Consider the following 14,613-nt stretch of genomic DNA (forward strand, 5'->3'; position numbering starts at 1 on the left):
CCAACATGGGCGCCTCCTCAAGTGGTGTGTTCAACACCTCCACTTTGGCACATCGATGCCGCCGGGGGGCGTCCACCCCATCACCCCGTTTAAGTCAATGGTTGCTTCGATCCGTCACCGCGAAATGTCGCCGCGAGGGCAAGGTGCTCTTGTCAGCAGACTTGCGCTCTTAACCGGCGCCTATATTCGTTGGAGTATGTATGTCGATCCTTAACTCTAATGTCCTTCCGATGCACTTGATGGCTTCGCATAAGGCTTCGTCAGGCATATTGTAGTTTCACGGGCATGCAGCGCTCGGCCTTCGGCCAACTCAACAGCGTTGCTTCAAATGACCATTCCCCCTCCTTTTCTGGCTATGCCAGGCTTTTTTCACGACACCCTGTCCGCCCTAGAAGCGTATCCAATTCGCATTACCCAGCCGGTGGACTGCGATGCTTAAGCTCGATCGACTTCGCACGCACCTTGAGGGCCATACTTTTGTCGAGGAGATCCTGCTTAGAGCAGCCCATCAACGTGAGCGTGAGCAGAGACGCACAGATCCGACCCCCGAGCACGGCAAAGTACCTTTAGGAGTTGAGGACGTTCTTCTGGCTTTTCAACTCGCTGATACATTGAAGCCGCTCTTTCAAACAATGAAGCAGATGCTAGCGCATAAGAGTGTCCTGGTTATTGAGGTTGGGAACACTCATTCAATTGAATTGGCTCTGGAACTTCTATCGCCGGCAATGGAACATGGCTGGATCGAAGAGGGGAGTGACGATATCCATGCCTCTCCAGTTGCCCTCGAAATCGGCCAGGGGCCATCTGGAAAATGGCTAAATCGGATACTGATGGCAGCCTACAACTCTGATGCGCTGGTTGTGTGTTTTGTCCCGTCGGCAGGCAATGAAGGTCAAACAAAAACAGCCCGGCTTGCCGCTGACGTGATTCTGCCGTTTGCTTCAATCTCACCGGATGCCGTGAAGGCCTGCGTGGAAATCGTCTCCGGTCCAACTGATGGTCAATGGTTGATTGGTGATCCGGGAAACGTTTCGGCCGCCGATATCGCTGCTATCCTGAGGCCGGGAATGGATGCCAAACGGTGCTTGGAGGCTCTGACAGCTCTTCTGGGTAGCCAACAAAAGCCACTCTCGAAAGATTCCAAGCTCCGCTTCGACACCATTGCAGGTTACGGGGACGCCAAGATCTGGGGCATGGCGCTCAACCAAGACTATGCTTCATGGCAGGCGGGTGAAATCCAATGGGACGAGGTCCCTGACCGAGGCGTACTTTTGTCAGGGCCTCCTGGCACAGGAAAGACGATCTTTCCGCGGCTGCTCGCGGCGAAATTGAAAGTGCCTCTAACGGTGACCAGTGTGGCGGACTGGAACGCGCACAACAATCTTTCTGGCACGCTCGCGCATATGTCCGAGCTCTTCTTGCATGCTCGCAAGACGCCCGGCGTCTTGTTCATCGATGAACTGGACGGCATCAGCAGTCGCGGCAGTCATCAAGATGGTTCAAACCGCACCTATTGGCTGCAAATCGTCAATCATCTCCTTACGCTTACCACCGAGGCTCTCGAGGTGCCGGGCCTCATACTGATCGGCGCGACCAACAATCCCGAAAACATCGATCCAGCACTCTTGCGTTCTGGGCGGATAGAAAAACACATTCGCATAGAGCTTCCGGACAGAGACGCCCGTCAGGCCATTTTAGCGTCGCAGCTCACAGCAAGCCTTTCGCGCGCCGATCTCGAGGATCTGGCAATGCTGACAGAGGGACAGACCGGAGCGGATTTGGTTTCGTTGGTGCGGTCCGTCACCGCGAAATGTCGACGTGAGGGCAGGGCGGTCTCGTCACTAGAACTGAGAGCGCATGTTCGGGCTCCATTTGAAGCCCTGTCGGCGGCCGATAAACATCGTTTCGCGGTCTACTATGCCGGTCGCTCCATCGTGGCAGCAGTGCTCAATGTTTCGTCTCCAATGAGTGTTTCGTTCCCAACCATCGTCGATCTGAGAAACGAGCTTTGTGTGCTCGTGGCTGGCCGGCAGGCCGAAGAACTTATGCTTGATTACCCTTCAACCCTCGGCACAGGCGATCTCGCCAAAGCCAGCCGTATAGCTGCTGCAATTGAAGGCAGCTTCGGCATAGGAGAGCTGGGACTGGTCACCGCCGCTTCGTCTGTCCCCTCAGTTCGCCGGCACATCGAGGAGGCGGCCCGCCGCGCGACGCAGCTGCTTCTCGACAATCGAGAGGAGTTGGAACGGCGATCAATTCTCTCTCCAGAGACGCCACGCCGTCTTATCGAGCCGGGATTTGTTTCAACCCTTCACTGAAGAAGGGTGAAAGGATCGGCAATCGGGATGAAACTTCTCATCTTATCGGAGCCTCTGGCACCGATTGAAACATCGCCAAAGGCAAAAGGTCGGATCTTCGTGTTCGCGATATAATCGTCCCCAAGAGCGCTTCATCGGGGGGCAGGGGCGTCACGTCGAGAAAGCTCTCATCGATACTGTAGATCTCGATCTCGGGCGAAAAACGCTCATAAAGCGTGTTCATCCCGCGGCTCATGTCGCCGTAGAGCGCGTAGTTTGAAGATAGGGCCACGACGCAGTCGCGCTCGCATAGCTGACGGATTTGGAAATAGGGCTGGCCCATCTTGATCCAGAGCGCCTTGGCTTCGTTCGTGCGAGCCACGGCGCACCCGTCGTTGTTGGACAGCACGATCACCGGGCGCCGCTCGAGCTTGGGATCGAAGACGCGTTCGCACGAGCAATAGAAGCTATTGCCGTCGATCAGGGCGCCGTCATTTCGCGAGGTCGCGGATGGTGGCGGTGACAACGCCCCAGATGGAAACCTCCACGCCCTGGGCGACGGTGAACGCCGGCAATTAGGCGTTCTCGTTGTGGAGATACATGGCTCCGCCTCGGCGGTTGAGCCGCTTCAAGGTCGGGTCGCCGTCGATGAGCGCCAAAACGATCGAACGGTGCTTAGGCGCTTTGGAGCGATCGACCACCACGACGTCGCCGGGGAAGATCTGCACGTCGATCATGCAGTCGCCCACGACCCGCCAGAGGAATGTCGCGGTTGGGTTCTCGATGAGGACCTGGTTGAGGTCGATCATCTCCTCGATGAAATCATCAGCAGGAGACGGGAAACCAGCGTGGACCGTTCGACCGACCAATGGCACGTATACGGGCGCGATTGGCGCAAGCGGCACAGGCCAACGGGAATTGAGAACGATGGCCAAGGTAGGCTCCCTCACGCGAAGGACTTAACGCCTACAAATATAACAAAACAGGAACAACGAACTTTCCGAGATTTCTGTGTGTTGGCCTTTTGGAGGACCGCTTGCCTTCATGCCCCCCGCGATGATGTAAAGGAGAGCGCACACTTTACGGGTCGGGATCAGTCGTGGTCATCAAGCAAAGAACACTCAAAAACAACCTCGATGTGCTTCAACAGAAAGCTCGTGAGCGGACTGTAAAAACGCAAAACGTCGAGTATGATCTCGAAACCTTAGTAAAACGCATCAAGAAAAAATCAATAAAGCTGGACCCTGATTATCAGCGGCGTCATAGATGGTCAGCAGAAACCTCGTCGCGGCTGATCGAAAGTTTAATCTTAAATATCCCTATCCCGGTGATTTTTCTTTCTCAGGACGTGGATGTTGATGAAGAGACGGAAGATTCAACGGCTCGCTATACCGTCATCGACGGGCAACAGCGACTTACGGCAATCTACGACTACCTCCGCGACCAGTTTCCATTAGAGGGTCTGGAAACTCTCTCCGAGCTTAATGGAGCCTTCTATAGGGATCTCCCTCCGTTCCTCGTGCGCCGCCTGGAAGAACGCACTGTCAAGTGCATGCGCATCGACTCAACAGTTGATGCTCAGGTCAAATTCGACATTTTTGAACGTCTAAACACCGGTTCGGTACGCCTGGAGTCGCAGGAGCTGCGCAATGCAACAGCCCGCGGACCATTCAACGATGCCATCAAGGAGATGGCAAAATTCGCTGAATTCAGGTCGATGATACAGGTTCCCGAAAACGACCCAGCGTCTAATTCGAAAGTTCAGAAGATGGAGGACGTGGAACTAGTCCTCAGGTTCTTTGCCCTACGAGACGGACGATACAAGACCCTCAAAAAGGGATTTAGGGAATTCCTCACCACCAGCTTGATCCAATTCAACGACTGGAGTGATCAAGAGATTGATCAGGGCGCATGGGAATTTGGAGTGTACATGCGCTTCATCTACGAAAACGCCGAGGACCTCACACCATTTGCCAAATTTCGACGAGGTGGCAAGCGTATGTCTACATTTAACGCGGCAGTCTTTGATGCTGTGGCGGTTGGCATTGCCGAAGTTTTCTCTGCCGCAGATTTGGACGACGATCCTGACGAAGCAGCTCAAGCCCTTGAAGGCTATCGAGAGCTGTTCGAAGACGAAAACTTTTTCGCTGCGGTAAGTGGCAGCGTTAATGACGGAGCCAAGGTAGTTGAACGTATCGATGCAATGGTAGCGCATCTGGGGAGATGACGACAGCAGCTTTTGAGGCCGTTGCCTCCATACCAAAGCGCATCGAAGAGCTGGAACTTCTTATACTGACAGCGAAGGGTTGCGCTGAAACGAACGAGCAGCTGTACAACACGCTATGCCGGGCATGCTGCGTGTTGTTGGCGTCTCATTTGGAGGGCTTTCTTAAAGATCTAACCAGTGGCCTTTTGGCTGATTTGAACTATCACCTCAAAGGCTTCCATGAGATGCCGGAAGCCATGAAGCGCACCTTCGCGAAAAAAATTGCTTTCTACGACGGAGTAGAGGCGAAAGAAATTGAAAAGCGAATAGCGCAGCTTGTCAGTTTTTTTGACAAGAATTCTGTTCAAATCGATCTTGATTATTTTTCTTACAAGGAAAATCCAAATAAGAATCCAAACTCTTCGTTCATAGACACCATGTTCGAGCGTTTTGGGATTAATTGCATTGTAAATTCGATAGCAACGCCAAGCTTCGAAGTTGTGTTCGACAATTACGAATTCACGAACTTTGTAATCAAACGAGATATGCGAAAGCGGCGCTCCAGTCTTTACCGTTTTCCCTATACGGCGATCGGAAGCAAATATCAGTTCGCCCGCATCAAAAAGGGCAAGTCCACTGAAACCTTATGGCACTCGTATATTGAAGAGATAATGACGCGAAGACACAGCATCGCCCATGGCGACGTGACCGGCAATGATACAACGTGGGAAGAGCTGAAAATCGATGTGCAGAAAATGCACGTACTGATGCACGGATTAGCCTTCTCCGCAGCTGACTTCTTGAGAAAATAGGCTATGTTTTGAAAATTCGGGCTTGTGCTGTTATAGAGCGCCTGCGAGGCAAAGGTTAGCTGCCAGCCTCGCAAGCGCAGTCGTCGTAAGCCGCCACGCCCGATCCCGGAAGGGATCGGGCTTTAGGTTTCGGGTCCCAGGTGGGCGTGCAGGCACACAGGACCTAGTGCTCTTCTCCTAGTCATCTTTAGCTCCATATCTGGGTTAGCCGGCGGCGCCGGAATCTGCTTGGGAGCGACGGGTTCGGTTGCAGCAGCGGCAACAGCTGCCGCAATTGCATTCGCCTCGGCCTGCGCTTTCCAATAATCGTGAACCGCCTCGATTTCACCATAGGCACCAACTTCCATGAGGCGGTCGATGACGCGTGAATAGATGGCGTCTTGAACCTTCTTTTGACCGCGCATCCACTCCATGGCGGCATTGGGATTCAGCAGCAGGACATAGTGAAACTCACCACTAGGCCCTGGCTTGGTTTGGATCATCCACAGATCGCGATGGGTGACCTATCCGACAGTTTGCGATTCAAGCCGATTGCGGCAGATAATCGTCGTCACTTATCTACGTCGTCGAAGATCGAGCGCTTTACGGCAGCAGCATCGGCCGAGGACGGCTCCGCCTTCTTCTGCGTCACGATGTGGGTCCAGTCCGTATCGTCGTCGGTGTCTTCATCTCGCTCCCGCTTGCGCTCTTCAAGCATTTCGATGGCGCGCTTTACCTGATCTCGCGCGGCGTCCATCAAGCTGACCGCGTCGTCATCCAGACCGACGCCCATCTCTTCGACACAATCGAGAGCACCGAGCAATTTCTTGAAGTGGCTGTCGGGCTCCTCGTCAAGGTCGGCATCCGCGGCGATCTCTCCGATTTTTTCCTCAAGGGCTGGCAACAGGATTGTTCGCATTGCCAAGCCTAGGCCAACGAGGGAAATCGGCGGTATGAGCGCGAGCATTTCCTCATCGGCGAAGAACGATGTATCGAAGTCGGAGAGCGCGATTGATTCGAGGCTGCTAGCTGCCTCGCGTCGCAAGCCATCCGGCAGCAGGCCGAATTGATGGGCGCGGGCGTAGGCTTGAAAACGGGGATTGTTGGCAACAGAATCCGTCTGCCAACAGAACCTTAGAAGCAGGTCAGGAAACTGCCTGATCACCTTGACGAAGACCGCATCACTGGCCCGATAGGACAGGAAGTGAAAGAGCATCCAGTTCCGATGCGTCTCGTCAGGCGTGCGGCTGATCCGGGCGACCAGTGCATCGTCGAGCGTGGGCGGGATAACGAGGGCGTCGCGAATGACCGGCGAACCCTCGCAGGTAAAGCTGCCGAGGATCGTGTCGATTGGTGCGCCGCGGATGAGCGCGGCCATCATGTGCGGCTTTTGCCGCAGAATCTCCGTCAAGGCGTCGGAAATTGTCGGATGCGCGAAGGTCCATCTGGCGCCGGACCGTTTTAAGAACGAGCCCTTCAATTCGGCAAAGCAATCCTGGATTCTAGCCAGACTGAAACCGGTCAATTCCGCCACTGCTTCGGCGGCGCCGGCATCATGATCGTTCGGATCGAAGCCGGCCTGATGGACGTAGACGAGATAGAGCGCGGCCTGGAGCTGCTCGTCCAGAGCGCTGACCGTGTCGACAAGGTGCTCGGTCGGTTCCTCCATAAAGCGCACGAGCGAACTCTCGCGAGGCGCCAGTCCCTTAGTGAAGTTCGGATCGCCAAGCCTTTCGGCTATTCCAGGTAGGAAATCGTCGACGGCGGCGACCGCTTCGAGGTGCGGCTTGACGCTTGAACGCCAGCTCTGGCTCTGCTCGCCGAAATTGATGTGATTATAGAGGATCTGCGCCTTCTCTTCAAAGGTCAGATCACCGACGTCGACAACGGCGCTGCCATCGGCGAACTGCGCAAGATTGCGCTGCCCCAGCCGGCGCCGAGCTGCCTCATAGATATGCTTGCGCGAAGTCAGCAGGAAGCGGTTGCCGTGCTTGATCGCCGCGCGCAGCTTCGAGAAAGCCGACGTCCAGTCCTGCACGTAATCGTCGCGCAGCACGTTCGAACCGAAGGCGTCGTCAATCCAGAAGAAGCGACCGGGATCGTTGGGATTCCAGCCTGCCTCGAAATCGCGCGGGCTGGTCAGGGCAAGGACGGTATTGTCCGGATTTTCCGAAGCGATGGTCGAAACGATTGCGCCGATCGCCGACTTGCCGCTGGCTGGATTGCCGAGCAGAAGCACCACGCCATGTTCCGAGATGGCGTTGACCGCGTCGCGATGCGCCCGCGTCGGAACATAGGTGCGAAGCTTCGGAACCCAGCCGTCAAGCAACGCCCGGCTCTGTTCGCTCAGCCGTTCGTCGACGATCGAGGTCAAGTCTCCCAGGCCATAGACCTGCGGGACGAGCGCGCGCAGTCGTGCGCTGCTCCTAATGACCCGGATGATGTATTGGCGGCCCAGGATGTGGGGCTTTCGCACACCGAGCTCGCGCAGCTTGGCCCGCATGGCGGCCGCAACTGGCGCATCCACACTCATGTTGGTCATGAAGACGTAGGTGTCCGCTTGGCCAGCTTTAACGAGTTCCTCGATGTTACCGATCTCAGTGGAGAGGTCGCCGACCTTGAGCGCCTTTCCGGCATCCGAGGTATGCTTGCACTGGACCGTTCCGATGAATTGCTCATTGCTTGGCGAAGGGATGAGAAATACCGCGTCCTGACCGCCGTCCTGCGCCTCGCGAAATATTTCCACCGGGCGGCCCAGAACCACTTCGCTAACTTGGGAGCAGAGATCCTGGAAGGCGCGCCAACCGATCGTATGAAGTGCAAGGTCGCTCCACGGGCCATGCGCGCGGCGCACATTCGTCACCGCAGGTTCGGTTTGGCCGGCCACGATTGTCACGTGGCCACCGCACAACAGATGACGCTTTGTCGCGATATTTCATGCACTCCCATCATCTGACCCCCGCGTCGGCTGCAGTTGTTCCCGCCACAGGCTGCTTAAAGGCGAACTGGGTCTCGCATTTATCATGCGCACACACTGGCTTGTTAAGGCCGAAAGGCCGCTGATACCTGGTGCGACCGCACACGCATTCGAACTGCTGGCGGAACGCCTTGAACTCGTCCCACCGCGTCTGCTCGTCCCCAATCGAGCCGTCGCCATAGGGGGCGTCCTGAAAGTGGCTTCCGAAATTCTCAATGTCGCCTTTGATAAGGCTGGCGATGAAGCGATTATTCACGCCCGTCACATCAGCGGGAGTAAGCTTGAGGTCGCTAAGGAAGCCGCCGATCGCCGAGGCCAGTTCGGAACGCTCGTAGGAATAGGCCTTTTCGAGCTGTCGGATGCGAACATTGACGCCGAACCCGCGGGCGATACCCAGCAGCCACTCCTCCTCGGCTTGACGCATCTCGTTAGCGGCGGATTCTCCCTTGGCCCAGCGATCGGCGATCATCTCATCGGTGACCTTGTGGTCGGCGAAGCGAGGCCCAAACGCCGGATCAAGTCCGATGATGCGGGCGAACTGCCAGTCCTTCGCTGTGAGCTGGTCCTTCAGATAATTGAAGAAGCGTTCGTCATGTGTGGTTAGGATGATCTGGCAGTCCGTGAACATCTTCGCGAGCAGCGCACCGATCGCGCGGCGATGGTCGGCGTCATAGGATGTGACGACATCGTCCAGCGCAATCACCGGTGCAGCACTGTTGAACTTCTTGATCGCCGCGAGGCGGAGCGCGAGCGCGACCGAATGGATCTGGGAGTCGCTGAGATAGCCGCCCGGCGCGACGCTTTGACGATTGTCCGCAAAATCGATCACTAGCTGCATGCGCTGCTGGTTGGTGTCGTCCTCACCAGGCAGTTCAAGTCGGATCAGCTTGGCGTTGGTGCCTTGGATCTCCTTGTAAATGTCGTTCATCGGCGCCTGAAGCGTGTCGAGGAGCGACTGGACCTTCTCGCGGATTTTGCTCGAGACGAGCGTGGCCTGCACGACGAGCGCTTCGTGCAGCGTAGTCAACTGCTCGGTGGTGCGAGTTGCCAGCGCCACAGCTTTCTGGAGATTAAGCAGCCGGTCGATGCTGGCCTTGACCTTGACCCAAGTATGCTCGCCCTGTTTCGCTTCGATGTCGGCGATCTCATGATCAAGGTCGGCGAGGCGCGTCTCCAACTCGGCGACGATGGCGGAGGAATCGGGCGCGTTAACGGTCGGCCATCCGCCAACGCCGGCTTGGTAGGCGATGAGCGCGGTCTTGAATCCGTCGACATCGTCATCGGACAAATGCTCGATCATCGCGGGAAGACGCGCCACGAGCCGATTGTGCGTCTGGCTGGCGGCGGTCTCGGCATTGTCCAGCGCGGTCTTCGCGTCGTTGTAGCTTTGCAGATCCTCAATATGGGTCATCAAGAGATCGCGGATGGCGGGCACACTTCCGGCGGCAGTGTCACTGATCGCCGTGGCGCAGACCGGGCATGCGTCGGGCGCGGTCGCGTCGTCTGCAAACAGCTTCTCGGCTTCCTTCCAAACTGACCGGAAGACCGTGCCCGACGCCTTGTCGCGTTCAACGACCTCAGTGGCCTTCGCGTCGGCCAGCGCAGACAGCGCCTTATCGAACGCTTCGATGGCGCCCGAACATGTGGCGTCGCCGCCGTCCTCGGGAACGATTTTTTGCCACAGCGCGATGAGCGAATTACGAATCTGTTTAAGACCGGCGAGACCGAGCCGCTTTTCCTCCGCCTCGACACGATTGCCGACCTCGATATAACCCTCGTCCTCGGCGGAGAGCGCTGCGAGCGTTAACTCGGGATCGAGCGGAGCGATGACGCTCACGTTGACGAAACCGAGCACGGTCGCGTCGTCCCACGCCTGAACGGCCTGTGCGGTCTCAGTCAGCAATAGACCGGCAAGGCGAACTTGTTCGGTGGCACTCTCGGCAGCGGCCTTCACATCGCGGCGCAGAAGACGGAGGTTTTTCTGCACTTCCACCAGCGGTGAAAGCTGCAGCCAGCTCGCCACGTCGCTGTAGCGATTCTCCGGACTATGCGTTTCAACGAACGTGCGCAGCGTATAGCCTCGGATGATCGGCGAGACGACGAACCCGGCTTTCATCGCGGTTGCGGCCGCATGGATCGGGCGAAGATTGCCGGTGGCGGTACGGCTACCTTCGACCGTCGTCTTGCCGGTGATCGTGGTGAACTTCACCATCGGCGCGATGCCCGCCGCCTGTGAGCCATTGTGCGCGAGGGCGGGCGGTCCGGCCTGGTTGTTCAAAGTGCGCTGCCCGAGGCGTTCGAGCGTGCCATGTTCAGAGAACAGAAACTCGAGTGCGTCGATGACGCTCGATTTACCGAGGCCGTTGGGCGCGAAGATCGCGAGGCACGGCTTCTTACTGAGGTCGAAAGTCTTGGGCTGAAGATAGGCGCGGAAGCCTTCGAGCGTCAGCGAGTGAAACAGCGTCGGATCAGCCATCGACCTGCTCATCGACTGGTGCGGCGCGCTTCGCCGCGAGCGCGACGATCGCAGTCTTGGCATTGCCTACGGCATTGGCATGCGGCGTGACCGTCAGCAGGTGATCGGACAGGATGCCGGCAAGATCGACGTCGACATCGTCCGACGCCTTAAGCGTCTCGGACAGCGTCGCGAGGAACACTTCGGGCGTATCCGCCTGTTTGACCTTTGGCGCGGCCAGTGCCGCCAGCATATCGGGAGTCGCCGCTTTTTCCGGTGCCCCCGTTTCATCTTGTCCCATCATTTCCCCCCCTATTGTCGGCCCTCTTCCAAGAACCATCGATGGTGACGGCGTAGCAATGCCGCCAAAATCAGATGGCTGGGCGTCATAACTGCAAGCGCTGATTATTCCCCCTCAATCAACGTGAAACCAGCGAGCAAAGACGTCAATGGTCGAAGGTGATTTAGCAACCCCTCCTTGCGTGATTGTACGCAGTCGGCCGAAGCACGAAAGTCTGCTTTCCCACTGCTGGTGCCTGAGCCGGAAAGTCAGCAAACGACCCCAGCCCGACTCTTGGCGCGCCCAGGTTCTAAACTTCCGCTTTCGCTGGATTTCTGCCGAGAGCTGTCAGTCCGCTTGCGGCCCCAGATCGGCCGACAGCGACCGCTTTTTGCAGAGCGTCTACTAAAGCGGCCAGTCCGCTCTCGGCCCTTGTCAGTCGTTACGGTTGGAATGCCCGAATGAGGATATCGACGAAGCAATAATGCCGAAACCGGCCGTTAAGAATACTCAGCGTTAAAGACCAGTGTCGACCTCACGCCCTAGGTCACACCTGTGAAAATGGCACCCGTGCACTTCTCTGCGCAAAGCAATGCTGAGCAGTCCGTGATGCGCTGAGAGATAAAATAGACCCCTTCTTAAGGCCAGGGTCTTGTCGTGGTTGAGGAAGCGCCCGACTTAGCGGGCCGAGGCAGCTCTACATTGCTAATGCTGAACAATTTCGCACCCTGAGTCCTTTTCAACGATTTCATGGGTCTTTTTGCACCGGCGGCCGTGTTGCTCATTCGTTAATGCATGGCTCCTGACCATTTGGTCAAAATTTGCAAACCGGCAATTCGAGGTACTCGTATTGCCCGGTTTTCCTTCGCTTTTCGTAGTTTGATCGCTCGCTCTGCTCTCGAATAACCGGCGTTTGAGCCCAAGCCACCTAAACCGAATATGAACCATATGCCTCTTTTGGATGCAGTCAGTGCATAACGGATGTGCAGAGAGACTGAGTACTAACCACGACCGGTTCGATCTACATAGAAGTCATCAAACGAAGGGGAACCGAAATGAACATTGCAAAGAAGCTTGCCGACTACGCCCGTTACCAGCGCACGATGCGCGAGCTCAACTCGCTCGACGCCCGTCAGCTGACCGATCTGGGCATCACGCGCGGCGACATCAAGTCGATCGCTCGCGGCACCTACGCTGCCTAAGCTTTAAGCACAAGCAGTCGTACGATGAAGGCGTCCTCAGGGCGCCTTTTGTCGTTTCTGGGGCCCGGATTTAGCGCGTCAGGTCAGCGACTATGCAGTCGAGCGCGACGATCAAGTCATTGGGCTTGATGCGAATTTGCAGCCCGCGCTGCCCGCCATTGAGATAGATCTCATCATAGAGCTGCGCCATTTCGTCGAGCGCCGTTGGCACAGGCTTGCGCTGCCCCAAAGGGCTGATGCCGCCGACTTTATAGCCCGTCAGGCGTTCGGCGTCGGCGGGCTTCATCATACGCGCCGACTTGCCGCCGAGGGCGGTGGCGAGCTTTTTCATATTGACCTCCTCGTCCGACGGGACGATGGCGCAGATCGGCTTGCCGTCGAGTTCGGCCATCAGCGTCTTGAACACCTCGCCGGGAGAAACGCCCATTGCTTCAGCGGCTTGCAACCCAACGCGTTCTGCGTTGGGGTCGTAGTCATAGTGCGCCAGGGTGAAGGCGATACCGGCTTTGATAAGCGCTTGGGTGGCGGGCGTGGTCTTTGACATGTCCTTGTTTTAGCTCGAATAAAACAAAGCTCAAGCCTCAGCGTTCGAGGTCGGGACGCTGGACCCAGCGTGGGTCGTTGGCGGCGGCGTCGTAATCCTCCATGCCGACGTCGCGAAGGATGTGTGGGGAGAGGCGGAGGGCCTGGATGGCTTTGTGGCGATCGGGCTTCTCGGATGCGTCGGACGGGGCAGGGACGGCGAAGAGGAAGCCAAGGATGTGCGGCAGCGTGAGCATTGATGCATCGACTGGCCTTATGGCGAGCCGCTCCATATCAGGTTGACATGGCAGGAGGATGCGCCTGATATCGGCGGCGATCCAACTAAACGTCCGCATGCATGCATAAGGTGAGCTTATCCAAATGTCGTTGCCGCCACTTAATGCCGTCAGGGTTTTCGAGGCCGTCGCGCGGCATCTCAGCTTCACGCGCGCGGCTGAGGAATTGGGGATGACGCAGGCGGCGGTGAGCTATCAGGTCAAATTGCTCGAGGAGCGGGTGGGGGCGGCGCTGTTTTTGCGCAAGCCGCGGCAGATTGCGCTGAGCGAGGCGGGGATAAAATTAGCGCCGCAGGTGAAAGAGGCCTTCGACATCATGCGCGATGCTTTTGCCGATACGCGCGGCGAGGTCGATAATCTCCTCTCCATCACCATCGTGCCGACTTTTGCGAGCCAATGGTTGGCGCAGAACCTTGGATTGTTCCAGATTGACCATCCCGATATCGCGGTGCGGCTCGATAGCCGCAGCGATGTGGTGGACCTCCTCAATGAGGATTTCGATATTGGAATCAGGACCTTGTCCGCACCGCTCAAGAAGGGGCTGGTGGCGCATCTGCTCGTTGAAGCGGATTTCACGCCGCTCCTCAGCCCTTCTCTGGCCGAGAGCATCGGCGGGGTGAAGGAGCCGGCCGACCTTCTGAAACTGCCCATGCTCGATCCGCGGGATGAATGGTGGGCCATGTGGTTCGAAGTGGCTGGCGTGCCTGGCTTTTCGACGGAAGGCCGGCCAATGAGCATTCTCAATCTGCAATCGCTGCTGGGATCGGCTGCAATGGCGGGTCGGGGCGTTTCGATGCTGACGCCGGCGCTGTTTCGCGACGAAATCGCCTCGGGCCGGCTGATCCAACCCTTCCCGATTCTGGCGCCGGCGGGGCGGGGATATTATTTGGTCTATCCCGAGAGCCGGCGGAATGCGCCAAAGGTGAAGATGTTTCGTGACTGGATGCTGGGGGCGACCGCATTCATGCGCGAGGGCACGTGACTTCGGTACCATTCCGTTAGCATCGAGACGCTCGAAAGCCCGAAAGGGGTAAAATCCTGACAAAAGCTGTCGCGGACGGCCCTTAGCGCTCATCCATCATTATGGATGGAGCGGATATGACCAGCGACGAACTCAACGCCGTCATCGTACGGGCCAAGGCGGCGACCTATGTCGGGGGCGGGGTGAAGGCGCCTGCGTCGCGACCGGGTTCGCATGATCTTGGCTGGAGCGAGGGGCCGTGGCGCTATCTCGACAGCTATTTTGGCGGCACCGATTTTCTGGGCCAGGAAGTGGTGTGGCGCGAGGCCGAGCCGGTCTGGGCGATGAACTATTATGGCTATGTGATCCGGCCGGACCTGATCGATGCGGAGCGGGCCGGGGCGACGATCAAGGGCGCGCTGACGGCGATGTATGCGGAGGGGCGGTTTTTAGGTGGGTTTGAGTGGGTGGGCGCGTTCGGGGTTTATCGCGATTGGAGCGAGGGCGGCGTTGGGCAGTTTCGGGGGCGGGAGGTGATCTTGGTGGAGGGGGGGCGGCTTATGGGTTGGATTATTTTGGGGGGCTGGTGCGGGGGTAGGGGTGTTGTGGGTGCTGCGGCGTCCCCC

12 protein-coding genes and 2 pseudogenes are annotated in these 14,613 nt (G+C 57.4%); 6 read left to right on the forward strand and 8 right to left on the reverse strand.

Annotated features, from left to right (window positions below; all coding sequences use genetic code 11):
* The first annotated feature begins 431 nt into the window (after positions 1-431).
* Entirely contained in the window at positions 432-2,318 is a 1,887-nt protein-coding gene (locus ASE94_RS12980; RefSeq protein WP_062630764.1) for an AAA family ATPase, read from the forward strand.
* Positions 2,319-2,460: 142 nt separating this feature from the next.
* Here the strand turns inward: ASE94_RS12980 and ASE94_RS12985 are convergent.
* Together ASE94_RS12985 and umuD are read right to left on the reverse strand one after the other, a co-directional pair.
* Positions 2,461-2,823: pseudogene (locus tag ASE94_RS12985) on the reverse strand (hypothetical protein); the annotation flags it as partial.
* Positions 2,824-2,872: 49 nt separating this feature from the next.
* Entirely contained in the window at positions 2,873-3,232 is a 360-nt protein-coding gene (umuD, locus tag ASE94_RS12990) for a translesion error-prone DNA polymerase V autoproteolytic subunit (RefSeq protein WP_082461206.1), read from the reverse strand.
* Positions 3,233-3,396: 164 nt separating this feature from the next.
* On the opposite strand from umuD, the gene ASE94_RS12995 reads away from it, so the two are divergent.
* Together ASE94_RS12995 and ASE94_RS13000 are read left to right on the forward strand one after the other, a co-directional pair.
* Positions 3,397-4,524, forward strand: coding sequence for a DUF262 domain-containing protein (locus tag ASE94_RS12995; protein ID WP_200913653.1), 1,128 nt, complete (start codon positions 3,397-3,399; stop codon positions 4,522-4,524).
* Positions 4,521-5,315, forward strand: coding sequence for a HEPN domain-containing protein (locus ASE94_RS13000; RefSeq protein WP_062630766.1), 795 nt, complete (start codon positions 4,521-4,523; stop codon positions 5,313-5,315). Before ASE94_RS12995 ends, ASE94_RS13000 begins: the two co-directional genes overlap by 4 nt.
* Before the next feature lie 122 nt (positions 5,316-5,437).
* Here ASE94_RS13000 and ASE94_RS13005 read toward each other — a convergent pair whose 3' ends face one another.
* From ASE94_RS13005 to ASE94_RS13020, 4 genes are all read right to left on the reverse strand, one after another.
* The gene (locus tag ASE94_RS13005) at positions 5,438-5,797 is read right to left on the reverse strand and encodes a hypothetical protein (RefSeq protein ID WP_062630767.1); all 360 of its coding nucleotides are present in this window, start codon (positions 5,795-5,797) and stop codon (positions 5,438-5,440) included.
* Positions 5,798-5,865: 68 nt separating this feature from the next.
* Positions 5,866-8,181 carry a hypothetical protein gene (locus tag ASE94_RS13010; protein ID WP_244484038.1) on the reverse strand — a complete coding sequence of 772 codons (2,316 nt, stop codon included), beginning with the start codon at positions 8,179-8,181 and terminating at the stop codon, positions 5,866-5,868.
* A 61-nt stretch (positions 8,182-8,242) separates the two neighbouring features.
* Complete coding sequence (locus tag ASE94_RS13015; RefSeq protein WP_062630769.1) at positions 8,243-10,747, reverse strand: ATP-binding protein; 2,505 nt, start codon at positions 10,745-10,747, stop codon at positions 8,243-8,245.
* Entirely contained in the window at positions 10,740-11,030 is a 291-nt protein-coding gene (locus ASE94_RS13020) for a hypothetical protein (RefSeq protein WP_062630770.1), read from the reverse strand. Before ASE94_RS13020 ends, ASE94_RS13015 begins: the two co-directional genes overlap by 8 nt.
* A gap of 1,031 nt (positions 11,031-12,061) precedes the next feature.
* On the opposite strand from ASE94_RS13020, the gene ASE94_RS20715 reads away from it, so the two are divergent.
* Positions 12,062-12,208, forward strand: coding sequence for a DUF1127 domain-containing protein (locus ASE94_RS20715; RefSeq protein ID WP_082461207.1), 147 nt, complete (start codon positions 12,062-12,064; stop codon positions 12,206-12,208).
* Positions 12,209-12,278: 70 nt separating this feature from the next.
* On the opposite strand, the gene ybaK is transcribed toward ASE94_RS20715, so the two are convergent.
* Positions 12,279-12,752: a Cys-tRNA(Pro) deacylase gene (gene ybaK, locus ASE94_RS13025; RefSeq protein WP_062630771.1), complete on the reverse strand. Its 474-nt coding sequence runs from the start codon at positions 12,750-12,752 to the stop codon at positions 12,279-12,281.
* 37 nt (positions 12,753-12,789) lie between these two features.
* Complete coding sequence (locus tag ASE94_RS13030; RefSeq protein ID WP_156352150.1) at positions 12,790-12,987, reverse strand: hypothetical protein; 198 nt, start codon at positions 12,985-12,987, stop codon at positions 12,790-12,792.
* 124 nt (positions 12,988-13,111) lie between these two features.
* Here ASE94_RS13030 and ASE94_RS13035 point away from each other — a divergent pair, with 124 nt between their 5' ends.
* Both ASE94_RS13035 and ASE94_RS13040 read left to right on the forward strand, forming a co-directional pair.
* Positions 13,112-14,008, forward strand: a complete 897-nt coding sequence (locus tag ASE94_RS13035; RefSeq protein WP_062630773.1) for a LysR substrate-binding domain-containing protein — start codon at positions 13,112-13,114, stop codon at positions 14,006-14,008.
* A 116-nt stretch (positions 14,009-14,124) separates the two neighbouring features.
* A pseudogene (locus ASE94_RS13040) lies at positions 14,125-14,585 on the forward strand (DUF5680 domain-containing protein).
* Positions 14,586-14,613: the final 28 nt, after the last annotated feature.

The organism is Devosia sp. Leaf64 (assembly GCF_001421945.1).
Lineage (GTDB): Bacteria > Pseudomonadota > Alphaproteobacteria > Rhizobiales > Devosiaceae > Devosia.